This window comes from Streptomyces sp. NPDC020884, from assembly GCF_044333935.1.
GTDB lineage: Bacteria > Actinomycetota > Actinomycetes > Streptomycetales > Streptomycetaceae > Streptomyces.
This window is the reverse complement of record NZ_JBIRRY010000006.1, coordinates 481031-507359: the sequence shown is the minus strand read 5'-3', so window position 1 is coordinate 507359 and position 26329 is coordinate 481031. Positions and strand designations below refer to the sequence as shown.

The following is a 26329-nucleotide window of genomic DNA, read 5'->3' as shown; positions in this document are numbered from 1 at the left end:
GGTGATGTGGCGTGTTGGTCGGTCGAGGGTGCGTTGGAGTTCGTGGGGCGTGCTGATGAGCAGGTGAAGATTCGGGGGTTCCGGATCGAGGTGGGGGAGATCGAGGCGGTGCTGGCGGAGTTTCCGTCGGTGGGTCATGTGGCGGTGGTGGTGCGTGAGGATCGTCCGGGTGACAAGCGGTTGGTGGGTTATGTGGTTCCGGGGGCCGGTGTCGGGTCGGTGGATGCGGGTGAGTTGAGGAAGCATGCTGCGGGGATGTTGCCGGAGTACATGGTTCCGTCGGCTCTGGTGCAGTTGGAGCGGTTGCCTCTGACGGTGAACGGGAAGCTGGACCGTAAGGCGTTGCCGGTTCCGGAGGTGCGGGAGAGTTCCGGTGTTCGGGGTCCGCGTAATCCGCAGGAGGAGATTCTCTGCGGTCTCTTCGCGGAGGTCCTGGACGTGCCGCGGGCCGGGGTCGACGACAACTTCTTCGACCTGGGCGGACACTCCCTCCTCGCCACCCGCCTGGTCGCCCGGATCAAGGAGACCTTCGGCGCGGAGCTCACCATCCGCACCCTGTTCGAGGCGCCGACGCCCGCTCACCTGGCCGAGCGGCTCGACGGGGACGGCAATGAGGGCGGCCCGCTCGATGTGCTGCTTCCCCTGCGCCCGCACGGCCGCCGCTCCCCGGTGTTCTGCATCCATCCGGCCGGTGGCCTCAGTTGGTGCTACTCGGGCCTGATCAAGCACCTCGGCCCGGACTACCCCGTGTACGGACTGCAGGCACGCGGGCTGGACCAGGAGGAGTCCATGCCCTCGACCATCGCGCAGATGGCCGAGGACTATGTCGACCAGGTGCGCGCGGTGCAGGCGTCGGGCCCCTACCGGCTGGTCGGCTACTCGGCCGGCGGTGTCATCGCCCATGCCATGGCCACCCGGCTCGAGGAGCTCGGGGAGTCGGTCGATCTGCTCGGCGTCCTGGACACCTACCCGAATCAGCGGATGCCCCCGATCGACGAGCAGGACGTGCTGGCGGACCTGCTCCGCTGGGTCGGCTACGACCGCCGCTATCTGGGCAAGGGGCCGCTCACCTTCCAGCGCGTCACCGAGGTCCTCAAGCGGCTCGGCAGCGCCATGGCCACGTTGGAGGAGCGTCACATCGCCTCCATCACCAAGATCTACGCGAACAACAGCGAACTGTTCAACACCTATGCCCCGGACAAGTTCGGCGGTGATCTCCTGCTCGTCGTGGCCACGCTGGACAAGATCGATATCTCCCCGAAGCCGGACACCTGGCAGCCCTACGTCGGCGGAAACATCGAGACCCGCGAGGTCGACCGGCAGCACACCGATCTGATGAAACCGGCTCCGCTGGCGGAGATCGGCCGGATTCTGGCGGCGAAACTGCAAGAAATCGATGGCGGCGAGCCCACCGGGCCCGCTCCGGTGAAGGAGTGATTCCCATGACGGTCCATGCTGTCGCCGGCGACGAGGGCACCGCGGAGGCGAACGCCCACTTCTTCGCCTGGCTGGAGAAGATGAGGAAGACCGAGCCGGTCAGTTACAACGCCGAGACGTTCCAGTGGTCCGTCTTCCGGCACGAGGACGTCGCTCACATCATGGCCAACACGGCTGCTTTCGTCAGCGATATGTCCGACATCACTCCGCCGCAGGAGGACTACGACATCTTCTTCCGCGGCAACATCGCCGCGATGGACGAGCCCCGGCACCGTAAGTTCCGGATGCTGGTCAGCAAGGCGTTCAGCGCCCGGTACATAGCGGGCCTGGAGACCAGGCTGACCCAGCTGGCGACGGAACTGCTCGACGCGGTCGGGGACAAGAAGGAATTCGACATCGCGGAGGACTTCGCGTTCCCCTTCCCCGTCGCCGTGATCGCGGACATCCTCGGAGCCCCCGCCGAAGACGCCCCGCTCTTCGCCGAGTGGGCCAACCTGCTGCACGCCAGCAACGCCGGGGTCGAAGGCCACCGGGCCACGGCCATGCGGCTCAAGACCCTCAACAACTACATGTTCAAGCAGATCAGGGAGCGCCGTGCCGAACCGCGCGACGACCTGATCACCACGCTGGTGCAGGCCGAACTGGACGGCCGGACGCTCGACGACGAGGAGATCGTCGGCTTCGCCGGTGTGCTGCTCATGGGCGGCATCACCACGACCGCCGCGCTGATCAGCAACATCGTCCTGACCTTCGACCGCTTCCCGGAGCTGTACCAGCAGCTCCGGGCGGACCGCTCGCTGGTGCCGCAGGCCATCGAGGAAGTCGTCCGCATCCGGCCCTCCTTCAGCAACTTCGTGCGGATGACCAGTGAGGACGTCGAGCTGGGCGACCAGATCATCCCGGCCGGAGAGCTCGTACACGTATGGGTCTCCTCGGCCAACAGGGACGAGACCGCCTATCCCGACCCCGACACGTTCGACATCCACCGCGACCCCAACCGGCATGTCGGATTCGGCCAGGGAATCCACTACTGCATCGGCGCCCCGCTCGCCCGCCTCGAAAGCCGTATCGCCTTCAATCTCCTGCTGGATCGCTATGAGGAGATCAAGGTGCGGACCGACCAGGAGATCGAATTCCTGGACACCTCCGACATGATCGGCGCCTCGCGTCTGCCCGTCACCGTCAGACCCGTCTGACCGGACAGAGGATCTCGTGATGCCGAGTCATATCGCCTTCTTCAACATCCCTGCGCACGGGCATGTGAACCCCACGCTGGGAATGGTCACGGAACTGGTCCGACGAGGACACCGGGTGAGTTATGCCGTACCCGAGGAATTCGCTCCCCAGGTGCGGGCGGCGGGCGCGGTGCCGGTCCCGTACGTGACGACCCTGCCGGCGTCGGACCGGGTCGAGGACTGGCCCTCCGACGACCCGGTCGCGATGTCCCTCCTCGCGCTGGACGAGGCGGAGGCCGTGCTGCCCGGCCAGTGGGAGGCCTTCGAGAAGGACCGCCCCGATCTGGTCCTCCACGACTTCGGCGCGCTGACCGGCCGTCTGCTGGCCCATCGTTGGCAGGTCCCGGCCATCTGTCTGTCCTCGACGCACGTCTCCACCGCCAGTGCGGAGGAGCGGCGGGAGCGGCTCGAGGTGTACGAGGAGTTCTTCGCGGCGGATCCCCGCTGGGCGGGGTACCGCAGAAGGTTCCGGCAGTTCCTGGACCGGGCGGGAATCGGTCTGTCCGTCGACGACTACACCGGGCTGCCCGAGCGCTGTCTGGTGCCCATCCCGCGGACCTTCCAGGTCAAGGGCGAGCAGGCGGACCGGCGGTACGTCTTCACCGGCCCGTGCCTGAGCGAGCGGAACGACCAGGGGGCCTGGCAGGCGCCGGCGGACGGCCGGCCGGTGCTGCTGGTCGCCCTGGGGTCCGCGGGCAGCAGCAGACCGGAGTTCTACCGTCAGTGCGTCCAGGCGTTCACCGGCACGCGCTGGCATGTGGTGATGTCCATCGGCCACCTCGACCCCGAGGTGCTCGGGCCACTGCCCGGGAACATCGAAGTGATGGCCACCGTGCCCCAGTTGAAGGTCCTGTCCCAGGCGCAGGCCTTCATCACGCACGCGGGGATGGGGTCGGTCCTGGAGGCCCTGCACCACGGGGTGCCCATGGTGGCGGTCCCCCAGGTCAACGACCAGCCGGCCAATGCCGCACAGATCGCCGCGCTCGGCCTCGGGCGGCACCTTTCCCTGGAATCGGCGACCGCGGGCCGGCTCCGGGAGGCGGTCGACTTCATCGCCGCCGACCGCGGCGTCGCGAGCCGGGTGGCTTCGATGCGGCAGGAGATCCGCCGGTCGGGCGGGGCGCGCATGGTGGCCGACGTGGTCGAGGGCGTACTGAACGACGTGGACGGCGACTGGCAGGATCTTGTCGTCTCACTGGAATCCGGTCGGGCTCACGGCGATGCTGGCCGGGTCGCGGAGGGCGAGAGAGCCGTCCGGTGAGGGAAGCCCGCGCCCGGCCGACGCGCCGTGGCCCGCGGCATCGGCGGGCTCTCCCGGCGGACCGTGGCCCAGGCCGCGAGTTCCGCATCATCTACAGGCAGGGGAAGCACGGTGCACGATGACAGCGGTCCGGACCGGCCGGTCTCTCATCTGCTGATCGAGAGTCAGGGCGGCGGACCCGGTGACATGGGTTCCCGGTTCATCGAGGACGCCGCCCAACTGGCCCGCTCCGGGCACCCCGTGCAGCTGCTGCTCATCCAGAACGGCGTGGTGGCGGCTGCCGGGGACGACTCCCCGGCGCAGTCGCTGGTCGACGCGGGCGGTGAGCTGTGGGTGGACTCCTTCTCCCTCGCCCAGCGCGGAATGGCGTCGGCCCGGCTGCTGCGGGCCGCACAGACGGTGGAGATGCCGGAGATCTCCGCCCGACTGCTCGATCCCGGAGTAAGGGTGGTGTGGCACTGACGTGGCCAGGAAAGTCCCGCATACGGACCTGTTGATGACCCTCATGGGCGCTCCGCACGAGAGCGACCTCCTCACCAGCGTGCTGCGCATCGCCCAGGCGTCGCTGGAAGGCGGTGCGAAGGTGCAGGTCTGGGCCTGCGGCTATGCCACCATGCTCACCCAGCAGGGGCTGGGCGACGCCAAGCCCCGGAACCTCGCCGAGTGGTCCACGGACTATCCGTCGATGAGCCTGCTCGTACGGGAGATGCTCGAGGCGTTCCCGGACCGCTTCTACTGGTACGCCTGCCGCTTCTGCAGCGACGACCGCGGCGCGGTCGCGCACATACCCGAGGTACCCGTGCGGCCGCCGTCGAAGTTCGCCGACCACGTGGCCGCCGCGGACAAGACGTTGTTCATGGGGGTGATGTGAGATGTCCGAAGGACGCCGCTCCCTCGTCATCGTCGAGCGAGCGCACAGGGGAACGGTGGAGACACAGTTCTCCGACACCCTCTACAGCGCCTATCTCTTCCACCGCCACCTGGGCGGTCTCGACGTGCTCCTGCGCGGGCCCGCCGTCACCTATGCCGCACGCACGCCGCGGGTCCCCCCTCTCCGCCTGGGGAAGAGGCTCCTGACGACGACGAACGACCCCCGCGAGGGGCTGCGCGTGCTGCTGGACGCCGGAGTCGACGTCTGGGTCGAGGAGCCGGACCTGACGGCGCACGGGCTGGACGGCGAGACCGCCCTGCTGCCCGAGGTGAGAGCCGTGGGCGCCGGGGTCATGGCCGCACGCTGGCCGGACTACCGGGCGGTCTTCTATCTGTGAGCACGCCTGCCGGGGCTCGACCCCGCCGGGTCCGAAGTCGAATACTGAAGGAGTGAATCGCCTGTGACGGCGCTGGCTGCTGTGGTGCGTGGTCCTGTCATCTCCGGTTGGTCTGCCGTTTCGCCGTACGGCATCGGCCGGCACGCCTTCGTCGAAGGAGCCAGGTCGGGCCATTCGACGGCGGTGGACCTGGACCCGGGGACGTGGACCGGTCCCGATGAACAAGCCTGCCTGGTACCCGATTTCAACATCAGGGACGTGCTGGGACGCAAGGGCACCCGGTCCATGGACCGGGTGACGGGTCTGGCCGTCACGGCGGTCGGGCGTCTCCTCAAGGACAGCCCGGGTCCGGAGACGGACGGCACGCGGGTGGCCCTGGTGCTCGGCACCAACACCGGCAGTGCCCAGAGCATGATGGACCTGGCCCGCGACACCTTCACCCAGGACAAGCCCTACCACGTCGATCCCTCGCACTTCCCGAACACGGTGATGAACTGCGCCTCGGGACAGTGCGCGATCTGGTACGGGCTCAGAGGGCCGAACGCGACCGTGGCCGCAGGGCGCTCCTCCGGCCTCGAAGCACTCAACTACGCGCGGCGGATGCTGGTCTCGGAGCGGGCCGACACGGTCCTGTGCGGCGCCGTCGAGGAGTACTCGGCCGCCAGGTCCTGGCTGGAGCACCACACCCGCGACGAGGACGAGGCCGGCACCACCCTGGGGGAGGGCTGCGCGGTCCTCCGGCTGGAGCCCGCGGCATCGGTCCCCGAGGACACCGGTCTGGCCGAGGTGCTGCTGGTCGAGGCGGGGGTGGTCGGCGCGGAGGGCGTGGCGGCCTCCCTCGAACAGTGCGTCAGGCGAGCGCTGCGACGGGCCGACGTCGACCTCGCGCAGGTCTGGGCGGTCTCGCCCTCCAGCCCGGCGGGCCGGGTGGGCGCCGAGGAACGGCAGGCGCTGACGGCCGTGTTCGGCGAGGCGGAGACGGCCTGGGTGCCGCAGTCGGCTCTGATCGGCGACACCTCGGCCGCGACCGCCGCCTTCCAGATCGTCTCGGTGCTCACGGCGGCGGAGAACGCGCCGGACGCCCGGGGACGGGTGGCGGTGATCACGTCGGTGGACCGCGACGGCGCCATCGGGTGCGCGCTGCTCCGGCTTCGATGAATGCGGATGGCATCTTCCGGTCACCGGCCTGTCGAACAGCCTCGGAAAGCTGGGACGGTTGCGGCTCTTGAGACACAAGTTAGGAATGGCCCAGCATGACGAACCAGGATGAGTGGGATGCCATCGTCGTCGGATCAGGCGTCGGGGGCCTGGTGTGCGCCGCCTATCTGGCGGTTGGCGGTCACCGGGTACTGGTGATCGAACAGCACGATGTGGCGGGCGGCAGCAGCCATGTCTTCCGTCGCCGCCGCGCCTACGAGTTCGACGTCGGCGTGCACTACCTCGGGGACTGCGGTCCCGGTGGCGTGCTGCCCTCGATCCTCAACGGTCTCGGCCTCGGTGAGCGCGTGACGTACCGGGAGATGGACCAGGACGGGTTCGACGAGATCGTTATTCCCGGTGTCTCCATGTTCATGCCGGCCGGTTGGCAGGAGTACCGGCAGCGGCTCACGGAGGCGCTGCCCGCGGACGGACCGGGCATCGAGACCTTCCTCGACGTGTGCGAGGCGCTCGGCGCCGAGATGCGCTCGGCGCTGCTCTCCGCGGAGGACCTGACCGTCGCGGAGCTGTTCCAGCGGACGCCCGTCACCGTCAAGTGGGGCCGTCGGACGCTGACCGAGCTCTTCGACCACTGCGGGCTGTCGGCGCAGGCCCGGACCATCCTGGCGGCGCAGTCCCCGAACTACGGCATGGGACCGGCCCAGGCCACGGTGGCCATGCACGCCACCGTCACCGACCACTACGTGCGGGGCGCCTACTACCCGGACGGCGGCGGCCAGATGCTGGCGGCCGGCCTGGTGGAGGTGCTGGAGGCGCACGGTGGGACGCTGCTCACCAAGGCCAAGGTCGACCGCATCGTCGTCGAGGACGGCAAGGCCACCGGAGTGGAGCTGGCCGACGGCCGGCACTTCACCTCGAACCTGGTGGTGTCGAACGCGGACTACCGCAGGACCGTCCTGGACCTCGTCGGCGAGGAGCACTTCTCCCGCCGCGTGGTGAAGAAGACCCGCGAGGCCACGATGGGCCTGCCCTTCGCCACGCTGTACGTCGCGCTGGACCGGCCGCTGCCCGAACGCCGCAACGCCAACCTGTGGTGGTACGCGGACGACGACATCGACACGTACTACCGGCGGCTGGGCGACGGGGACATCGACCCGGTGCCGTTCCTCTTCATGTCCTTCGCCTCCCAGAAGGACCCGGGTTCGCGCAATGTGGCGCCGCCGGGACACAGCAACTTCCAGGTGATGACCCTGTGTCCGCCGGAGTACGACCGCTGGGGGGTCTCCGCCGGTCCCGCGGACGGCGAGCGCTACCGCCGCAAGAGCGTGTACACGGAGCAGAAGGCCCGGCTGACCGAGGCGATGCTGACCGCGGCCGAGCACGCGATCGGGCCGTTCCGGAGCAACATCACCCACCTCGAGGCCGCGACGCCGCTCACCCATGAGCGGTACACCCTCTCCACCGGAGGAACCCCCTTCGGCCTCGCGGACTGGGGAGGCGCGGGCGGCCGGCCCGACACCCGGACCTCGATCGAGGGCCTGCACGTGGTCGGCGCCAATACGCGTTACGGCAGTGGGATCACCGGCGTGGCCATCGGCGGGATCGCCTGTGCCGCGCAGATCCTCGGACGCCGGCTCATGCACGAGGTGCACGCGGGCGCGGTGCTGGGCGACGCCGGCCTGCTGCCCGAGCGGGGCGCGGGATGGGATCCGGTCGCGATCTCCCGGGGGACCGGTCGACGCACGGCACGCGGCCTCGCGGGGATCGGCCGCTGACCCAACAGCACGGCACAGGTGTTGTCCAAGGACTTTCGAGGAGAGGCACGATGGACGCGGCCATTGAGGCAGAGGGCATATGCAAGCGGTACGGGGACCATGAGGTCCTCAAGGGCGTCGACCTGTCGGTGCCGGCCGGCACGGTGCTGGGGGTGCTGGGGCCGAACGGTGCGGGAAAGACCACCATGGTCCGCATCCTCGCCACGCTGCTGCCGGCCGACGGAGGCCAGGCGAAGGTGGCGGGGTTCGACGTCCGTCAGCACCCGCTGGACGTCCGCAGGAAGATCGGTCTGGCCGGCCAGTACGCCGCGGTGGACGAGCGGCTCACCGGCCGGGAGAACCTGATCCTGATCGGCCGGCTCTACCGGCTCGGCCGCAAGAACGCCAAGGTGCGGGCCGCCGAGCTGCTGGAGCGGTTCGACCTGACCAAGGCCGCCGACCGGGTCTCCAAGACGTACTCCGGCGGTATGCGACGCCGACTGGACCTGGCGGCCAGCCTGCTGGCGGACCCGGCCGTCCTCTTCCTCGACGAGCCGACCACCGGTCTCGACCTGACGAGCCGCATGACGTTGTGGTCGATGGTCCGTGAACAGGTCGAGGCGGGCGTCACCGTACTGCTGACCACGCAGTACCTGGAGGAGGCCGACCAGCTCGCCGACCGCATCGCGGTGATCGACCAGGGGAAGCTCATCGCGGAGGGCACCCCCGACGAACTCAAGCGCAAGGTCGGCGGCGAGTGGCTGGAGGTCACCGTGACCGACCCGAAGAGTTCGCCCGAGGTCGCCCGGCTGATGGCCCAGGTCTCGGTGGGTGCACCGGTGGTCGGTGACGACGGGCGCAGCGTGTCGGTGCCGGTTGCATCGGGCATCGACGCCATCGCCGACGCGGCCGTGGCCCTGCGATCGGCGAACATCGACGTCGCGGACTTCGCGATGCGCAGACCGTCGATGGACGACGTCTTTCTCGCCCTGACGGGACGCTCAAGCGCCGAGTCGGCGACCAAGGACGAGGCGGAGGCGGCCTGATGCGAGAACTCGCAATGGACACAGCAGCTCTGACGGGCCGCCATATGCGGCACATCGTGCGCGTGCCCGAGAAGCTCATCGGTGTGACCGTGGCGCCGGTCGTCATGGTCCTCATCTTCGGCTTCATCTTCGGCAGCGCGATGACCGTCCCCGGCGGCGGCAACTACCGCGAATACATCATGGCGGGCATCTTCACCCAGGTGATGTTCTCCGCCGTCGGCACCAGCGCCGCCGGTGTGGCGGACGACCTGAAGAACGGTCTGGTCGACCGCTTCCGGTCGTTGCCGATGTCCCGCTACGCCGTGCTGCTCGGCCGGACCTTCTCGGACATGACCATGACCGCGCTGAGCTGCCTGGTCATGGCGGTCGTCGGCGTGCTCATCGGATGGAAGGCGCACCACGGCATCCTGAAGACGCTGGCCGGGTTCGGGCTGCTGATGCTGCTCGGCTTCTCCATGTGCTGGCTCGGGGCCCTCATCGGGCTCGTGGTGCGCAGCCCCGAGGCCGTGAACTCCATCGCGTCCATGCTGGTCATGCCCTTCGCCCTGCTGTCGAACTCCTTCGTCCCGCTCGACGGTCTGCCCCGCTGGATGCAGGTCATCGCCGAGTGGAATCCGGTCAGTTCGGTGGTCAGTGCCTGTCGCGACCTGTGGGGGAACCCGTCGACCGTGGTCAGCGACGCGCTCCCGGCCCAGCACCCCCTGGCGACCGCCCTCCTCACCCTCGGTGTGATGCTGGCCATCGTCGTCCCCCTGGCCGCTCGGGCGTACCAGCGGGCCGCCGTACGCTGAATCGGGAGAGTCTGTTGTGATGGAGGCGGCCGAATTCCCCCTGGCTCTCCTGATGATGGCCGCGTTCATCGTCGCGTTCGTGGTAACCGCTCGTCGGCTGCTGGGACTGCGCATCGGCTTCATCCGGTCCCTGCTCGCCGGGTTGGTGAGCATCGCCGGCCTCTCCGTGTTCAGCCTGCTGATGCAGCGGCCCGAACAGCGGGGCATTCTCACCGGAGTGCAGTTCGGGTCGACCCTCGTGCTGACCACGGGGTTCCTGGCGGTCCTCGAAGTGGTCGCGCCCAGCGGCTCGGTGGGCTGGCCGCGAGGGTGGCTGCGGGCGGTCCGGTCCCGGATCGCCCGCATGCGCCGGTACTTCCACATCGTCTCCATCCTGATGCGGCACGGGCTGCGCCCCTACCTCAGCGGACGTCCTCCGGGCCGCGGCTGGGCGGCCCGCGGCGGAATGAGCGGGCTGGCCAAGCCGCTCCGGCTGGCCCTGGAGGAGGGGGGAGCGACCTTCGTCAAGCTGGGCCAGGTGCTCTCCACACGGCGGGACATGCTTCCGCAGGAACTCATCGCCGAGCTCAGCGAGCTGCACTTCCAGGTGCAGCCGGAGCCCTGGGACATGGTGAGGGAATCGCTGAACCACGAGTTCCACGAGCCTCTGGAGCAGGTCTTCGCGGCGTTCGACCCGGAGCCCATCGCCGCGGCCTCCATCGCCCAAGTGCACGCGGCACGGCTGCACTCCGGTGAGGAAGTGGTCGTGAAGGTCCGCCGGCCGGGCATCCGGGAGGCCGTCGAGTGCGACCTCGAGATCATCGCGCGGTTCGCCAGGATGCTGGAGCGGCGCACCGCATGGGCCCGCACGCTCGGAGCGGTGGCCCTGGCCGACGGGTTCGCCGTCTCCGTCCAGGAGGAACTCGACTTCCGCATCGAGGCGGCGAACATCGCCACCGTCGCGGCTGCCCGGTCCTCCCGTGACACGTCCGCCGTCCGGGTCCCGCTGGTGCACGAGGAGATGTCCAGCGAGCGGGTGCTGGTCCTGGAGCGGCTCTCCGGCACACCGATCAGCTCGGCGCACACGTCCGTCGCGTGGGGAGCCGAGGAGCGGCTCGAGCTGGCCCGCAGGCTGCTGGCCTACATGCTGGAACAGGTCATGGTGGCCGGCACGTTCCACGCCGACCCGCACCCGGGCAACATCCTTCTGCTGGACGACGGCGGGATCGGGGTCATCGACTTCGGCTCGGTCGGCCGGATCGACTCCCAGGTGCGTTCCGGGCTCAGGGCGTTCCTCTTCGCCGTGCACAGCGGGGACGGGGCGGCCCTGTGCGATGCGCTGCTGACCATCGTGGCGCGGTCCGAGGAGATCGACGAGCAGGGCCTGGAGCGGGCGCTCGGCCGCTTCCTCTCGCGTCACTTCGCCCCGGGCAGCGTGCCGAACGTCCAGGTGTTCACCGATCTCTTCCGGCTGGTCTCGACCTACGGGCTGAACATCCCGCCGGAAGCGGCCGCGGTGTTCCGGGCGCTGGGCACCCTGGAGGGGACGCTGATGCTGATCTCCCCGGGGTTCACCATGGTGGACGAGGCCCGCCGGCTCGCCGACGGCGGGTTCCGCGGCACGGCCGACGCCGGGGGAGCGACCGCCGCCATGGGGCTGCCTCTGAGCGCGTCGGACATGATGGCGGTCTGGGATCTGGTCCGCCGCCTTCCCCGCCGGGTGGACCGGGTGACCAGCGCGCTGGAGCAGGGACGCTTCGGCATGAGCGTCCGCCTGTTCGCCAACGCCCGTGACCGGTCCTATCTCCGGTCACTCGTCCACGATGTCCTGCTCACCTTCATGGCGGCGACCAGCGGCGTGATGGCGGTGATTCTGCTCAGCATCGACGGCGGGCCGGCGCTCGTTCCCGGCATAGGCCTGTTCCAGCTGCTGGGCTATCACCTGCTCGTCCTGGCGGGTGCGCTGGGCCTGCGCATGCTCTTCGTCGTCTTCCGGGCGAGGCGCTGACCGGCGCCGCCCCCACCGGTACGCCGGGTGCGGCGTGCGTAGGCGAGCGTGGTGGGAATGAGGCACAGGGCGCCGAGGAAGAAGTACCCGTTGATCAGCGCGTCGCGCACCATCTGCGACTCGGGGATCACTCTCGCCGAATCGTCGACCAGCGCCCACAGGCCTCTCGGGGTGACCCCCGTGGTCACCAGGACGATCTCGATGAACCCGGGAACCCCGCGTACGAAGAGGAGCACGGATCCGATGACCAACGGGGCGAGGACGGCCAGGCGCGGAACGCGGTCCCCCCAGGGGCGGACCGTCGCGAGGCAGACGAGGGTGCCGACCACGGACATGGCGATGATGAGTGCGTCGTACACGAGATAGGCGGTGTAGCCCCAGGGGGCGCCCGGGGCCACCGCCGACTCCTTCGGAATGAACGCCGCACCGACATGCGTGATGGTGGAGACGGCCATCCAGACGACTGCCGTGCCGGCCGCCCAGCGGTGACCGCGAGTGGATTCCATAATTAAATGCTGACATTTCTGATCTGTGCGGACGTCCGACCGTGGAGCGATCTTCGCCTCCCCCGTGCGGCGGAGGCCGGACCTCCCGGGGCGAGCGTCCTCACGCACCGGGCCGGCGGGCCTCGAGAAGACGTTCGATGGCGTCGGCCGCTGTGCGGGCGCCGCCCGCGGCCTGCATCCGTTGCCGCACGGCGTCCAGGTGATCCGCCGCGTCACCGTCCGCGGTCACCTGCTCCACCGCGTCGCGCAGGTCCTCTCCGACGATTCCCTCGAAGGGCACGCGCACACCGAGTCCGAGTTCGGCGATGAGCCGGGCGTTCTCCATCTGATCGAAGGCGAGGGGCACGGCGACCATGGGGACCCCGTGGTGGATTGCCTCCATGGTCGACCCCATTCCGGCATGGGTGATGAAAGCGGCGGCCTGCGAGAGGATCTGCAACTGCGGTGCATCCGCGATGACTTCGACATTCTTGGGAAGCGGGCCGAAGTCCTCCGCGGTCAGGTGGTTGCCGATCGACATCACCACATGCCAGGGCGTATCGGCGAATGCTTCCGCGCATTCGAAGAAGATTTGCTGCACTGCGGGCACTTCGGGTGCCACGGTGCCGAAGGCGACGAGGACGACGGGGCGTCCGTCGGAAGGGGGCTGCCAGTCGGCCTGGTGGTCCTCGTCGCGAATGATGGGACCGACGAAGTCATAGCGGTCGCCCAGTTCCGCCGCATCGGACTGGAACGCCTCGGGGATCGTCACCAGATAACGGTCGGCCAGCCCCACATAGAGGAACTCGTCGACGGAGATCTTGATATCGCCTGCGTCGAGGAATTCCTGGAAACGGTCGAGATAGGCGAGCCAGTCGGGGTTGTCGAACACCGATGCGTAGAAGGGGGCCAGATCGTCCTCGTACGTACGGGCGGAGACGCGGGTCGGGGAGATCCTGACCGCGGGAACCCCCCACTGATGTGCCAGAACCTGCGCCGATAGCGCGGCGTAGTCATAGACGACCAGATCGGGAACGTCGCTCCCGAACGCCTCGCGCTGTTGCGGCAGCACGGTGATCGCCTCGTTCAGGAAGAACGAGGACATCGCTATGACATCGTCGATCGGAAATCGTTCGCCGCGACTCGCGTCGGGGAAGGTCGTGTCGTACAGCACGGGGGTGGCCCCGGTGGCGGCGACCTGAGGGGCGTGTTTCTCGTCGATGGAGAAACTGACCCGGTGTCCGCGTTTCGTCAGCTCGGCGGCCAAAGCCAGGTTCGGGAAAACATGCCCGTCCGCAGGGATATTGAAGAGTGCGATGTGCGCGGGTTCCCGTGCGTCGGAATCCCTATTCTGCTGTTCTGCCCCGCGGGTATCCATTGCCATCTCCAGATCGTGCCGTCCAGCCGTATCGAGGTGGCCGGTTGGGGTCATCCACTCCGGTAAGAGTAGAAAATCGCGGTAGTCCGGTCGAGGAGTCCGTCAACTTCCTGCCAAAGCTCGGCCAAAGCTTGCGGCTGCGCTCCCCCCTCCCGTTCCCTGTGACGAACTGAACACTGCCCGGAATGAATCTGGTTCGCCTTCTGAAAGGCTGGTTGCGATGATTTCTCAGAAAGCTCTCGGTGGGAGCACGGATCCATCGGCCGTCAGACGTGAGGGGCCTCCACCCGGGGGCGGTGAGTTGGCCGTCGTCGTCCTCGCCGCGGGGCGGGGCGAGCGCATGGGGGCGGGCCGGAAGGTTCTGAGACAGGTGGGCGGGCGGGCCATGCTTGGGCATGTGTTCGACGCGGTCGAAGCCCTGAGACCGTCGCGCATCGTCGTGGTGACCGCGGGCGAGGACGATCAGGTCACGCGATACGCGCAGGAGCGGCGCGACAGCTCCGGCCTCGCCCTGGACATCGCCGTGCAGGAGAGCCAGAACGGGTACGGCCACGCGCTGCTCGCGGGCCTCGGCGAGCTCGGCGGCTTCACCGGCACCATCGTGGTGACCTGCAGTGACGCACCGTTGCTCACGCCGCCCACGCTGCGCCGGCTGATCACGGAGCACGAGAAGTCGCAGAACGCGATGACCCTGCTCTCGGGCTGGTTGCGGGAGGCGCCGGGCTACAGCCTGGTCGTCCGTTCCGAGGTGGGCGAGTTCGAGGCGCTGACCCTCCCGAACAGCGGCTCGCCGCGTGAGGGCGACGAACCCCGGGAGGTGGGAGCGGGCGTCTACGCGTTCGATTCGACGGCCCTGCGTGCGGCCTTCGAGCACCTGCTGTCCTCCGGGGACGCCTCGGGCGAGTACCTCGTCGCCGTGGCCGAGCGCTTCACCGGGAACGGGGACCGCATCGGCATCGCGACGGCCGAGGACTCCGACGACATTCTCGGGGCCAACGACCAGGGCCAACTGGCCCGTGTCCGGGCAGCGCTCCGTGACCGCCTGAACCGCTGGTGGATGGCGGCGGGCGTCGAGATCATCGATCCGGCGACCACCTGGATCGACATCGACGTGTCGCTCGAAGCGGGCGCCGTCATCCACCCGCACACCCATCTGCGGGGTACGACCACCGTGCAGCAGGGCGCCTCGGTCGGCCCGGGGTCCGATGTGCGGGACTCGATCGTGGCCGCCGGCGCGCAGGTGGTGAGGTCCACCGTGGTGGGCTCCACCATCGGCGCGCGCACCGTTGTGGAGGCGTACTCGACGCTGCGTGGGAGCGTCGTCGGCGCGGACACGTCCATCGCGAACTCCGTCCTGGAGCAGGCGTCGCTGGGCGACGGGGTCAATGTCGGCCCCTACGCGCTCCTGCGCCCCGACACCCGGCTCGACGACCGGGCCAAGGCGGGCACCTTCGTCGAGATCAAGAACTCCCATATCGGTGAGGGCGCCAAGGTGCCGCATCTGTCCTATGTCGGGGATGCCGACATCGGTGAGGGCAGCAACATCGGTGGTCTCACCGCGTTCGCCAACTATGACGGCCGTGAGAAGTACCGGTCCATCGTGGGCCGAAACGTGCGGATCGGCGGCCAGAACGGAATCATCGCCCCGGTCACCGTAGGAGACGGCGCCTACTCGGGAGGGCGCGCGGTCATCAGCAAGGACGTGCCCCCGGGTGCGCTGGTGATCTCCGAGGGATCCATCAAACAGCGCAACATCCCCGGCTGGGTCCAGAAGAACCGCCCCGGCTCGGCGTCCGCCGTCGCGGCGGCCATGGCGCAGGGCGATATCGCCGATGCCCCGGAACCCGTGGGGGCGCAGCAACAAGTGCCCGGCGTACTGCCTGAAGAGGAACGGCCTACTTCCTGATGTCTCACAAGATCCTGGTTGTCTCACCCCACCTGGACGATGCCGTCCTCTCCATGGGTGCGCGCATACACGACCTCGCCTCCCAGGGAGCCGAGGTGGTAGTTCACACGATGTTCGCGGGCATCCCGCCGCTGCCGTACGCTCCGGTCGCCGAGTACTTCCACTACACCTGGAAGCTCGACACGGAGCCGATCCAGCACCGCCGGGAGGAAGACCGGGCAGCGGTGACGCTGCTGGGCGCGGAGGTGTCCCACGGCTCGTTCCTGGACGCCATCTACCGGCGGCTTCCCGGGGGCGAATGGCTGATCGACATCGACGGACCGATGGTGCAGGGCAGCGAGCAGGCCGAGCCCGAACTCTGTCTGGGCATGGCGGAACTGGTCACCGAACTTGTCGAACTGCACCAGCCGGACACGGTGTTCACCTGCGCGGCGGTCGGCAATCACATAGACCACCGCCGCACCCGCGACGCCGTCGTCACGGCGGTGGCGGGGAAGGTTCCCGTGCTGTGCTGGGAGGACCTGCCGTACGGGCTGCAGGGCTCGGACGCGCCCGCTCTGCCGAAGGGGGCGATCCGGCTGCCCGCACGGGCGGAGAGCGCCGATGACGCTTCCTGGAAGGCGAAGTACGAGGCGATCGAGTGCTACCGGTCGCAGCACGCGATGCTCTGGCCGCAGGACACCGACTTCCGGGCCATGCTGGACGCCCACGCGTCGTCACACGGCGGGGACTTCCGGGGCGAGCTGTTCTGGCCGGTGCAGGCGGTCTGAGCCGCCGCTCCGGCGGGAGAAATGACGCCGGCCCCTCCGCGACCAGGTCGCGGAGGGGCCGGCGTTCGTGGTTCACACTCCGGCGGATTCGGACACCGTGTCGGGATCCTTGTCCTTGGACGAACCGGACTGCGGAGCCGCCGGGACGGCGGCGGACCGGCTGATGTCCTTGGGCCACCAGGCCTTGGAGCCCAGCAGGGTGGTCACCGTGGGCACCAGCATCAGGGCCATGACGAACGCGGTCAGCAGGATGCCGAACGCGACGGCGAAGCCCATCTGCTGAAGCATGGTGTTGCCGGCCAGCATCAGGACGCCGAAGGTGCCCGCCAGGATGACGGCGGCGGCGCTGATGGTGGGTGTCGACTGGGCCACCGCGAGCCGTACCGCCTCGGCCGGGGAGGTCCCGCGCCCGACCTCTTCGCGCAGGCGGGCCATCATGAGGATGTTGTAGTCGGTACCGATCGCCACCACGAAGAGATAGACGATGATCGGCAGCATGAACAGCAGCCCGTTCTCGCCCTTGATGTCCTGGAAGAGCCACACGGTCGACCCGAGGGTCGCACAGAAGCCGAGGCCGACGGCGAACATCAGGTAGATGGGCGCGACCAGGCTGCGCAGCAGCAGGCCGAGAATGAGCATGATGGCCAGGCCGGCGGCGGGGAAGACCAGCTTGTAGTCGTGGTTGACCGCCGTCTCGATGTCGGCGAGCAGCGCTGTCTGGCCGCCCACCATGGCCTTGGTGCCCTCGGGCGCACTGTCGTGCGTCGTGTCGCGGAACGTGCCGGAGACCAGGTCGATCGCCTTCTCCGACGCGGGCCTGAACTTCAGCACCGCGCTGAACTGCGCCACATCACCCTTGGGGTTGAGCTGGGCGGGAGAGACCTCGCCGACCCCGTCCACCTGGGAGATCTTCTCCTGGAACCCCTTCAGGGCGGCCGGGTCCAGCTTCTCGCCGCTCTTGGACACGAGGTACACGAGGCTGGGCTCGGTCTCGCCCGCCGCGAAGCTCTTCTGGATGTCCGCCATCGCCTGGACGGACTCCAGGTTCTTCGGGAGCGAGCTCTCGGAGTCGAACTCCGGCTTGAAGCCGAGCGCTCCCAGAGCGAGCACGGCGAGCACCCCACCGGAGACGGCGGCGACCAGGGCGGGACGCTTGGACACGGCGTTGCCGAGGCCGTTGGCGAGCTTGTTCTGCGGCTGCCGCTGCCAGGACTTGGACGGCCAGAAGGCCTTGGTCCCCAGCAGGGAGAAGACCGCGGGCACCAGGGTCAGTCCGGCGACGAGGGTCACGGCGACCGAGATGGCCAGCGACGGACCGAGCGCCCGCATGCTGCCCATGCTGGAGAGCAGCAGGGCGAGGAAGGCCACGATGACCGCACCCGCGGCCGAGGCGATGGTCTCGCCGACCCGCGCGACCGCGTCGATGAGCGCCTGCTTGGGTTCCTGACCCGTCCGCAGGTGCTCCCGGTAGCGGAAGAGCAGGAAGAGGATGTAGTCCGTCCCGACACCGAACAGCACCACGATGAGGATCGCGGAGTTCCCGCTGTCCGCCTCGAGGCCGAAGAGGTGGTTCGCGGTCGAGATCAGGCCCTGGGCCATCAGGAACATGATGATGATCATCAGGACCGGCAGCAGGGCGATGAGCGGGCTGCGGAAGATGGCTCCGAGCAGCACGATGATCAGGACCAGCGTCGCCATCATGATCATGGCGTCGGTGTCGCCCGCCGATTCGACGGCGTCCAGGGTGGTCGCGGCCAGGCCGGTGACGCCCAGCTTCAGTGACGTTCCCGCGAGCTGTTCCTTGCTGTCCGCCCGCAGTTCCTTGACCGAGTCGAGCGTGGGATCGGCGCCGAGATCCTTCTCCGAGGAGAAGACACTGGCCAGCGCGAGCTTCCCGTCCTTGGAGACCGCCTCCGGCGTGGTCACCACGCTCTTGAAGGTCTCGTAGCCCTTTTTCTGGAACGCTTCGGTGGCCTTGGCCACGTCGGCCTTGTCGGCCGCGTTCAGGGCCGCGCCGTCGGACCGCTGAAACACCAGAATGGCCGCCGCGGTCTCCTGCTTGGGGAACGCGGTCTCCTGCAACTTGCCCACCTGCACGGACTCATAGTGAGACGGCAGGAAGTCGGCCTGGTCGGTACTGGATTTCAGATCCGGTGCCAGTGCGGCCAGGGCGATCACCGAGACGATCCAGGTCACGATGGTCAGCCACGGCCGTTTGACGGAAAACCGTCCTATCCGTCCGAACATGACGCTCCTTGTTTGAAGATGTGCTTCTTGCCGCCGACGAGGTGGGGTAAAGGGTCGGCATGCTGCTCTGGATCTGCTGGTCGGACATCGGGAAAGACGGACTCGCAGTCAGGCATGACCTCCTACGCTATGGCGACGTTCGGGAAAAGGACGCTCCGCTGGCAAGTTGTTGACAACCGCCGGCCGTCCGGGCCGTGGATCCGCTCTCGGCGCGGAGCATCCCGGAACAAAGGACGGCGCGCGGTGCGCGAGGTTCGTGCGGACCTGTCGTGTTCACGTCCGATATTGGGTCGATCGGCGTGCCGACTCCGCACCGGGGCGAGTGGCATGGCAGGAAGATGACATCCGGGCCCGTCGACTCGGCGCCGAGTCCTAAAGTCTCAACTGATCAGGGGGTTTCGCAGCATCAGGCGTCGTCCTGTCGCGGAAATGCCCGCGAGAAGCGAGATGGAAGTTCCCCCGGAGGGTACTGATGCGACCGCTCGGACGTGACTCCGCCTCGACTTTGCCGCACCGGACCCCGAGCGGGCTGGTCAGCCAGCTCGACATCGACGACGTCGGTCTGCTGTCGCGGCTGTCGGCCGGGCTCGAAGCCGCCGAGAAGGGCCTGCAGGAAGCGGCGACCGATGCCGAGGATCCTCGCGTCGCCCAACTGGCAGGCCACCTGGCGGCGTCCGGCGGCAAGCGCCTGCGGCCCCTTCTGGTGCTGCTGGGCGCGGAGTTCGGTGAGCCCTGGCGGGCCGGGGTGGTGGAAGCGGCGGTGGTCGCCGAGCTGGTCCACGTCTCCACCCTCTACCACGACGATGTGATGGACGCCGCTGTGACGCGCCACGGCGTCCCCAGCGCCAACGCCCGCTGGGGGGAGCGCTCCGCGGTCCTGGGCGGGGACCTGCTCCTCGCCCGTGCCGCCAGGCTCTCCGCGGCCCTGGGACCGGAGGCGATCCGCGCCAACGCGCAGGCTGCCGACCACCTGGTCGCCGGACAGTTCAGAGAGCTCGTCGGCCCTGCCCCCGACGAGGACCCCGTCGACCACTACTTCGAGGTGCTCGCCGGGAAGACGGCCGCGCTGCTGGCGATGTCGCTGTCCATCGGCGCGCACCAGGCGGGTGTCGACGCGCCGTCCACCCGGGCTCTGGAGGAGTTCGGGAGAGAACTGGGCATCGCCTTCCAGATAGCCGACGACCTCCTCGACCTCACCGCGCCCGTCGGCCGTACCGGCAAGGAGCAGGGGAAGGACCTCGCGGCCGGAGTCGCCAGCCTCCCCGTCCTGCTCGCCCGCGCCGACGACCGCCCGAGCGGCGCCGAACTGCGTGAACTGCTCGACTCCGACCTCGTCGCCGAACCGGTGGCCCGCCGCAGGGCCCTGGAGCTCTTCCAGACCTCGCCGGCCCTCGCCGCCGCAGAGGCGGTCATGAACGAGCGGCTGACCCGGGCCAGGGCGGCCATCCGGGGGCTCAAGCCCTACGCGGCGCACCGGGCCCTGGAGTCACTCTGCGGATTCGTGGCGACCAGGGCTGCCTGACGGCGCCCTCCGCAGGCGGTCGGGCTCCACTGTCAGTGCCTCCCCATAAAGTCGAAGCATCACTCGGGGAGTCTCGGAGAAGGAGCAGAACCATGTCCGCCAACAGGATCCAGCACAAGGTGAATCACGTCGCGCTGGTCGTGGACGCTTCGGGTTCCATGTATCAGCACCAGGGTCAGCTCATCCGCGTCGTCGACGAGTTCGTGGCCGGGCTGAAGGCCGAGTCGGACAGCCTCGGCCACGAGACGCGGATCAGCCTCTACTCCTTCGACCACCGGGTGGAGAACCTGGTCTGGGACATGGACGTGAAGCACCTCCCCTCGATGCGGGGGCTGTACAAGGTCAACAACGGCGCCACGGCCCTCATCGAGGCCTCGCTGAAGTCCCTGGACGACCTGGGACACATCTGGGAGGAGTACGGCGAGCACAGCTTCCTCCAGATCGTGGTGACGGACGGCGAGGAGAACGCCTCCGGCGGCGACCGGCGGCACGACGGCGACATGACCATCCTGGGTCCCTGGCTCGACCGGATCACCGCGAAGATGAACGGACTCCCGGGGCACTGGACCTCCGCCATCCTCGTGCCCAACTCCCTGGCGAAGCGCACCGCCCAGAACTACGGCTTCCCCGCCGGCAACATCGCCATCTGGGACGCGGACTCCCAGAAGGGCGTCGAGGACGCGATCGGCACCGTGCGCGCTGCCGCCACCAGCTTCCTCCGCGGCCGCGAGCAGGGCGTGCGCGGTACGAAGAACCTGTTCGCCGTCGGCCAGGACATATCGGTCGACGATGTGCGGGCCAACCTCGAACCGGTCGCGGCCGACAGGTACCGGCTGCTGAAGGTCGACAAGGAGATGGAGATCCGCGCCTTCGTCGACTCGCATCCCGGCGTCACCTACGAGCGCGGCTCCTGCTACTACCAGTTGGGCACCCGGGTCCAGGTCCAGCCCGACAAGGAGGTCATCGTGGTCGAGAAGGACACCGACCGCGCCTACACGGGCGAGGCGGCGCGCAACCTCCTGTTCGGCGCCGGTGTCCGCGGGACGGTCTCCGTGAAGGCGGGCAACAACCCCGCGCTGGAGGTCTATGTGCAGAGCCGCTCGGTGAACAGGAAGCTCAAGGCCGATACGCGTCTGCTCATCATGCTCTGAACCCCGCCCCGTGGTTCAGCCCGATGCCGCCGGCGCCGAGGTGTCCACGGCCACCGATACGGCCAGCAGGCCCAGGGCGGTGCCCATCAGATAGCGCTGGGCGCGGAGCCAGGAGGGGCGGCGGGCGAGGAAGACGGCGATGGCTCCCGCCGCCAGGACGATCCCCAGGTTGACGGTGAGGGCCACCGCGATCTGGACGGAGCCCAGCAGGAAGCCCTGGAGGAGGACGTTGCCCGCCCGCAGGCTGATGAACTGCGGGATGAGGGAGAGGTACATGATGGCGATCTTCGGATTGAGCAGATTCGTCATCAGCCCCATGGTGAACAGCCTGCGCGGGGAGTCGTGCGGCAGATCCTTGGGGGCGAAGACGGAGACGCCCCCCGGCCGCAGGGCGGTCCAGGCCAGGTAGGCGAGGTAGGCGGCGCCCGCCAGCTTCACGGCCACGTACAGCTCGGGCACCGCGAGGAAGACCACCGACAGCCCGAGGTTCGTGGCCAGCAGGTAGACCAGGAAGCCCACGGCCACGCCGCCCAGGGACACCACTCCGGCGCGTCGCCCCTGGGTGATGCTCCGGGAGACGAGATAGATCATGTTCGGGCCCGGGGTGAGCACCATGCCCAGGGCGACCATCGCGACCCCGAGCACCCCGCTCAGCTCAACCATGCTCGTCCGCCGCTCTGTTGATGTCCCGCTGAAGGGTCCGTCGCCGTGGGTGCCGCCGTGAGCGTCAGGTATATGGCTCGGTTATATGGCTCGGTGCAATGCGACTCTAGGTTCCCCTTCCGGGTCGGTTCAATAGGAGACATTGCACTCGGTGCAATGATGTGCTTCTATGCCGCTCACCAGGGAGGTGGAGCCCGTGAAGGACTTCCGGTCCGTCGCCGACGTCGTGGCGGCGGAGATCGCGGCCGGCCGGCTCGGTCCGGGCGAACGGCTGCCTCCGCAGCGGGAGTTCGCCCGGCGGTACGCCATCGCCAACTCCACCGCCATCCGCGTCTACCAGGAGCTCGCCCGCCGGGGCCTCACCGTCGGCCGGGTCGGACGCGGCACGTTCGTCACGGACGCTCCCGGCGCGCCCGCCCCCGCACCCGCCCTGTCCGAGCCCACCGACAGCCGCGTCGACCTGGAGCTGAACCACCCCGTCGTCCCCGAACAGGCCGGACTGCTCGCGGCCGGCCTCGAGCAACTGGTGCGCTCCGATCGGCTGGAGTCGGTGCTCCGCCCGGTCGGACCGGCCGGCACCCCCGCCGCCCGCGAGGCCGCCGCCGATCTCCTGGCGCGGGGCGGCGGGCGGCCCGACCCGGACCGGATCCTGTTCGCCGGGAACGGCCGGCAGGCCATCTCCGCCGCCGTCGCCGCACTGACCCGGTCGGGCGCCCGGATGGGCGTCGAGGAGTTCACGTATCCGGTGCTGAAGACCATCGCGGCCCGGCTCGGCGTCACCCTCGTGCCGCTGGCCATGGACGCGGACGGGCTGATCCCCGAAGCGGTGGAGGAGGCACACCGCGCCGATCCGCTTCACGCCGTCTACGTACAGCCGGTCCTCCACAACCCGCTCTCCCTCACCCTGCCCGAGCGGCGGCTGGACCGACTGGCCGATGTTCTGCTGACCTCGGGAATCCATGCGATCGAGGACGCCGTCTGGGCCTTCCTCCGGGACGACCTGCCGCCCCTGGCATCGCGGGCCGCGGAGCGGACCGTCCTGGTCGACAGCCTCTCCAAACGCCTGTCCCCGGGGCTGTCCCTCGGATTCGCCGTGACCCCCGCCGCGCTGACGGGCCGGGTCGCCGGCGCCCTGCGCTCCGGGGGATGGACGCCCATGCGGTTCCCGCTGGAGGCGATGGCGCGGTGGCAGGCGGACGGCGCCGTCGACACCCTCGTACGGGCCAAGCGGCGGGAAGCCGGGGCGCGCCAGGAGATTGCCCACCACCACCTCGGCGACTTCCGCACACGCAGCGCCCCCTCCTCGTACTACCGCTGGTGGGAGCTGCCGCCCCCCTGGCGCGCCGACACCTTCGTCGCTGCCGCCGCGCGGCACGGCATCGCGGTGACCCCGGCCGCGGCGTTCTCCGCCGGCCGCCCCCGCGGCCCGCACGCGATCCGCCTCGGCCTGGCCTCACCCACCCGCGAGGTCCTCTCCCGGGCCCTCGCGACCCTCGCCGACCTCGCCCGGTCCACCCCGGACGACCTCGCCGAGGACTGAGCGCCCGGGTGGCCGGCCCCACAGGCCGGGCCGGCCGGGGCGGGGCGCTCCGGGCTGATGTCCGGCCTGCGGGCATGCCAAGATGGTGCCCATGGGGGATATGAATCTGACCTTTGACGACGGCTCCGTGGTGCGCCTGCACCTCACTCCTGGCACCGGGGACGCGGCCGCACGGGTGGAGCCACCGGCAGGACGACCGGAGGCGGATGCGCCCCAGGACCTGCCGCCGGGCTTCGGCACCGCTCAACCGGTGAGTGTCCAGGGGCGTGTGGCACAGACGCTCAGCCGGGGAGGCGAGGCGCTTGCGGAGGCACTGCGGCCGCTGGGCGGAGTGCTGGACGGCATCCACCAGTCCTTCGCGGACATCGCGCAGCGGCCGGACGAGGTGACCGTCGAATTCGGCGTGACGCTCGGCAGCGATCTGAGCCTCGGGGTGTTCTCGGGGAAGGGCGAAGCGAGCTTCACCGTCTCGGCGAGCTGGAATTTCGCCGGTGTCGCCGAACCCTCCGCACTCCCGGACCCACCCGACGCGCCGGACGGAGCGGCCGCGCCGGCCGTGTCGTGATGGAAGCCTCGCGCCATGTCTGCCTCTCTTCTGAGTGACCCGGCGCTGCGCCGATCGTTCGTATCCGTTCTCGGGCCGGACGACCGGCCCGTCGGCGCAGCCGTTCTGGTCGGCGACGCGTTCGTGCTCACCGCTGCCCACGTCGTCAACAGCGCCCTGGGACGTCACCAGTTCGAAGCGTCCGCTCCGCCTCCGCATGCCGTGGTCTCCCTCCGGATGCCGCACGTGGATCCGAACCGGATCCTGAGCGCGCGTGCCGAGACCGCCATGTGGTGTCCACCGCGAACGTCCCAGGCCCCGGGCAGCGGGCCCGTGCCGGCGGGGCAGACACAGTACTTCGGAGATCTGGCCGTGCTCCGCCTCGGCGAATCCGCGCCGCACGGTGCCGAGGCGGCGGCATTCCTGCCGGAGCGGGAAGGGCACGAGGTCATCGCGCTGTGGGCCAGCGGCAACGCGCTCACGACGCTCCGCGCGGCGCCCCGCGCCGTCGCCGAGCCCTGGGTCGCGCTGGACGTCATAGCCGGCACCGCCTATGCGGGGTACAGCGGCGGACCCTTGTGGGACAGGGCGAGGGAAGCGGTGGTCGGGATCGTGATCGCCGCTCATGTCCCCACGCCGGGAAGCGCCGACGACTCCGGGAGCCCGGCGGCCCTGTACGCGATCGGACTCTCCACGATCGAGGCCGAACTGCCGGACCTTCCGCCCCTGGCCTCACCCACGACGGGGCTGGGGCGCCAGCAATTGCTGTCCGCTCTGGAACGGCTCCTGCCCGGCGGCGACTCCGTGCGGGTGTGCGAGGAGAGGCTGTCCGCGAAGCTCCGCAGGACATCGGCGGGGCAGGCGGCTGACAGCTATCGGCTGCTCTCGCTCGCCACCGGGGTGCGCCGCGGCGTACCGGAGCTGGTGGATGTCGTGAGGGAGTACCTGGTGGACACGAGCGCCGCCGGGTTCCCGGCCGGTGATCCGCTGTGGGACCAGCTCCTGTGCGCCGCACGCGTGGTCAGTCCGCGCGAGACGCTCACCGTCCAACAGCGGCGGGACCTGGTCGGTCTCCTGGTGCGTTGTGACGGGGGAGAGTCCGACCTCACCGGGCTCCTGCGTGCGGTCCTTCCGTACGTCGACGAACTGCCCCTGGTGCAGGGGCTCGTGGATTTGACCGATCTTCTCGAGGGATACGACCAGCCCGACGGCCGTCTGGTGCCACCGCTGCTTCAGGCCGTGGTGCGCATCGGATTCGCGGAGGGCGCGGCGAAGAACCCGGTGACACAGGACCTGGACGCATGGGTGGACCGAGTGGCCGTCCGGCTGGGAATTCCCGCGGCCGCCGTCGACCAGCACCGCCAGGACGCTCGCCAGGCATCCGGCTCCCGTGGCACCGGGGGCGGGGGGCCGCGCATCCAGATCGAGCTGCTGCCTCTCGCCCCGGGTCATCGCTTCACCTACCAGATCTGGGTCTGGACCGGTGAAGGACGTCACGAGGTCGTCCAGGTCCAGGACACCGAGGTGACGAGCGCCCAGGTGGTCGAGGGCATCAGGGCAGCCCTGCGGACCGAGGTCCAGGAGCACGCGGGACAGGCCCAGGTGGAGTTCTTCCTGGCACCGGCGTGGCTCCGGCTCGAGGTCGACACCTGGCAACTGACCGGGGACGACGAGGAGAGCGACTTCTTTCTCGGCATCACCCGGCGCGTCGTCCTGCGAAGCTCCGGCCGCACACGGGACAGCTACGCGGGCTGGCGGCGGCGCACCGAAGCACTGTCGTCCTCCCAGCCCGTCGTCCTCGACCACCGCTCGACCAACTCCGTCGTGGCACAGGCCCGACTCGAAGCGGCCCCGGACGCCGGCATCGTCATCATGTGCTGCGAGCAGAAGCACCAGAGCCGGATACTCCTGCAGTGTCTCCAGGCGGGCGTGCACACGGTTCTCTGGCACCGGCAGGACCACGATCCCGAGACCGCGAAGCGGCTTCTCGACCTGTTGCGGGGGATCAGCCACGCCGACATCCCCGAGACGGTTCGCCTGGAGCGGGCCCGAGCGCTGGCGGACCCCGACTGCCCGACGCACCAGGGCCGCCGTCTGTCGCTCCTGTACGACGGTCCGGACCACCGGCCGCCACCGTTCGCCCCTGACCCCTGGGCACTCACTCAGCCCTGATCCCACCCCGCCTA

At 69.3% G+C, this 26329-nt stretch carries 21 protein-coding genes and 1 pseudogene; 18 read left to right on the top strand and 4 right to left on the bottom strand.

Annotated features, from left to right (window positions below):
• From ACH4UK_RS21580 to ACH4UK_RS21530, 11 genes and pseudogenes are all read left to right on the top strand, one after another.
• Positions 1 to 1437: alpha/beta fold hydrolase (locus ACH4UK_RS21580; protein WP_398358510.1), on the top strand; the 1437-nt coding region annotated here is incomplete at its 5' end.
• Positions 1438 to 1442: 5 nt separating this feature from the next.
• Complete coding sequence (locus tag ACH4UK_RS21575; RefSeq protein ID WP_398358508.1) at positions 1443 to 2633, top strand: cytochrome P450; 1191 nt, start codon at positions 1443 to 1445, stop codon at positions 2631 to 2633.
• 19 nt (positions 2634 to 2652) lie between these two features.
• Positions 2653 to 3828, top strand: a pseudogene (locus tag ACH4UK_RS21570) (macrolide family glycosyltransferase); the annotation flags it as partial.
• A 216-nt stretch (positions 3829 to 4044) separates the two neighbouring features.
• Positions 4045 to 4395 (top strand): hypothetical protein, encoded by a 351-nt coding sequence (locus ACH4UK_RS21565; protein WP_398358507.1) that lies wholly within the window; start codon positions 4045 to 4047, stop codon positions 4393 to 4395.
• A 34-nt stretch (positions 4396 to 4429) separates the two neighbouring features.
• A complete protein-coding gene (locus ACH4UK_RS21560; RefSeq protein ID WP_398358506.1) occupies positions 4430 to 4804 on the top strand; it encodes a hypothetical protein in 375 nt (124 codons plus the stop codon).
• Position 4805: 1 nt separating this feature from the next.
• Positions 4806 to 5201 carry a hypothetical protein gene (locus ACH4UK_RS21555; RefSeq protein ID WP_398358505.1) on the top strand — a complete coding sequence of 132 codons (396 nt, stop codon included), beginning with the start codon at positions 4806 to 4808 and terminating at the stop codon, positions 5199 to 5201.
• Positions 5202 to 5264: 63 nt separating this feature from the next.
• The gene (locus ACH4UK_RS21550) at positions 5265 to 6359 is read left to right on the top strand and encodes a beta-ketoacyl synthase N-terminal-like domain-containing protein (RefSeq protein ID WP_398358503.1); all 1095 of its coding nucleotides are present in this window, start codon (positions 5265 to 5267) and stop codon (positions 6357 to 6359) included.
• A gap of 95 nt (positions 6360 to 6454) precedes the next feature.
• Positions 6455 to 8134 (top strand): phytoene desaturase family protein, encoded by a 1680-nt coding sequence (locus ACH4UK_RS21545; RefSeq protein WP_398358501.1) that lies wholly within the window; start codon positions 6455 to 6457, stop codon positions 8132 to 8134.
• Positions 8135 to 8184: 50 nt separating this feature from the next.
• Positions 8185 to 9159 carry an ATP-binding cassette domain-containing protein gene (locus tag ACH4UK_RS21540; protein WP_398358499.1) on the top strand — a complete coding sequence of 325 codons (975 nt, stop codon included), beginning with the start codon at positions 8185 to 8187 and terminating at the stop codon, positions 9157 to 9159.
• Positions 9159 to 9950, top strand: coding sequence for an ABC transporter permease (locus ACH4UK_RS21535; RefSeq protein ID WP_398358497.1), 792 nt, complete (start codon positions 9159 to 9161; stop codon positions 9948 to 9950). Before ACH4UK_RS21540 ends, ACH4UK_RS21535 begins: the two co-directional genes overlap by 1 nt.
• Positions 9951 to 9969: 19 nt before the next feature.
• Positions 9970 to 11937, top strand: a complete 1968-nt coding sequence (locus ACH4UK_RS21530; protein WP_398358495.1) for an ABC1 kinase family protein — start codon at positions 9970 to 9972, stop codon at positions 11935 to 11937.
• On the opposite strand, the gene ACH4UK_RS21525 is transcribed toward ACH4UK_RS21530, so the two are convergent.
• Both ACH4UK_RS21525 and ACH4UK_RS21520 read right to left on the bottom strand, forming a co-directional pair.
• Positions 11868 to 12443, bottom strand: a complete 576-nt coding sequence (locus ACH4UK_RS21525) for a hypothetical protein (RefSeq protein WP_398358493.1) — start codon at positions 12441 to 12443, stop codon at positions 11868 to 11870. The two genes, ACH4UK_RS21530 and ACH4UK_RS21525, sit on opposite strands and share 70 nt — an antisense overlap.
• A gap of 100 nt (positions 12444 to 12543) precedes the next feature.
• Positions 12544 to 13806, bottom strand: coding sequence for a macrolide family glycosyltransferase (locus ACH4UK_RS21520; protein WP_398358491.1), 1263 nt, complete (start codon positions 13804 to 13806; stop codon positions 12544 to 12546).
• A 214-nt stretch (positions 13807 to 14020) separates the two neighbouring features.
• Here ACH4UK_RS21520 and ACH4UK_RS21515 point away from each other — a divergent pair, with 214 nt between their 5' ends.
• Both ACH4UK_RS21515 and ACH4UK_RS21510 read left to right on the top strand, forming a co-directional pair.
• A complete protein-coding gene (locus ACH4UK_RS21515) occupies positions 14021 to 15706 on the top strand; it encodes a bifunctional N-acetylglucosamine-1-phosphate uridyltransferase/glucosamine-1-phosphate acetyltransferase (RefSeq protein WP_398358489.1) in 1686 nt (561 codons plus the stop codon).
• Complete coding sequence (locus tag ACH4UK_RS21510) at positions 15706 to 16476, top strand: PIG-L deacetylase family protein (RefSeq protein WP_398358487.1); 771 nt, start codon at positions 15706 to 15708, stop codon at positions 16474 to 16476. The genes ACH4UK_RS21515 and ACH4UK_RS21510 overlap by 1 nt, the downstream gene beginning before the upstream one ends.
• 72 nt (positions 16477 to 16548) lie before the next feature.
• Here the strand turns inward: ACH4UK_RS21510 and ACH4UK_RS21505 are convergent, their stop codons facing one another.
• Positions 16549 to 18723, bottom strand: coding sequence for an MMPL family transporter (locus ACH4UK_RS21505; RefSeq protein WP_398358485.1), 2175 nt, complete (start codon positions 18721 to 18723; stop codon positions 16549 to 16551).
• Positions 18724 to 19195: 472 nt separating this feature from the next.
• Between ACH4UK_RS21505 and ACH4UK_RS21500 the strand changes: the two genes are divergently transcribed.
• Complete coding sequence (locus tag ACH4UK_RS21500) at positions 19196 to 20245, top strand: polyprenyl synthetase family protein (RefSeq protein WP_398358483.1); 1050 nt, start codon at positions 19196 to 19198, stop codon at positions 20243 to 20245.
• Between the two features lie 92 nt (positions 20246 to 20337).
• A complete protein-coding gene (locus ACH4UK_RS21495) occupies positions 20338 to 21396 on the top strand; it encodes a VWA domain-containing protein (protein WP_398358481.1) in 1059 nt (352 codons plus the stop codon).
• A gap of 15 nt (positions 21397 to 21411) precedes the next feature.
• Here the strand turns inward: ACH4UK_RS21495 and ACH4UK_RS21490 are convergent, their stop codons facing one another.
• Positions 21412 to 22059: a LysE family translocator gene (locus tag ACH4UK_RS21490; RefSeq protein WP_398358479.1), complete on the bottom strand. Its 648-nt coding sequence runs from the start codon at positions 22057 to 22059 to the stop codon at positions 21412 to 21414.
• Positions 22060 to 22255: 196 nt separating this feature from the next.
• On the opposite strand from ACH4UK_RS21490, the gene ACH4UK_RS21485 reads away from it, so the two are divergent.
• The 3 genes from ACH4UK_RS21485 to ACH4UK_RS21475 all read left to right on the top strand — a co-directional run bounded on the left by ACH4UK_RS21485 (position 22256) and on the right by ACH4UK_RS21475 (position 26315).
• Entirely contained in the window at positions 22256 to 23599 is a 1344-nt protein-coding gene (locus ACH4UK_RS21485; RefSeq protein WP_398358544.1) for a PLP-dependent aminotransferase family protein, read from the top strand.
• Between the two features lie 91 nt (positions 23600 to 23690).
• Positions 23691 to 24164: a CU044_2847 family protein gene (locus ACH4UK_RS21480; RefSeq protein WP_398358477.1), complete on the top strand. Its 474-nt coding sequence runs from the start codon at positions 23691 to 23693 to the stop codon at positions 24162 to 24164.
• Positions 24165 to 24179: 15 nt separating this feature from the next.
• Entirely contained in the window at positions 24180 to 26315 is a 2136-nt protein-coding gene (locus ACH4UK_RS21475; protein WP_398358475.1) for a trypsin-like peptidase domain-containing protein, read from the top strand.
• Positions 26316 to 26329: the final 14 nt, after the last annotated feature.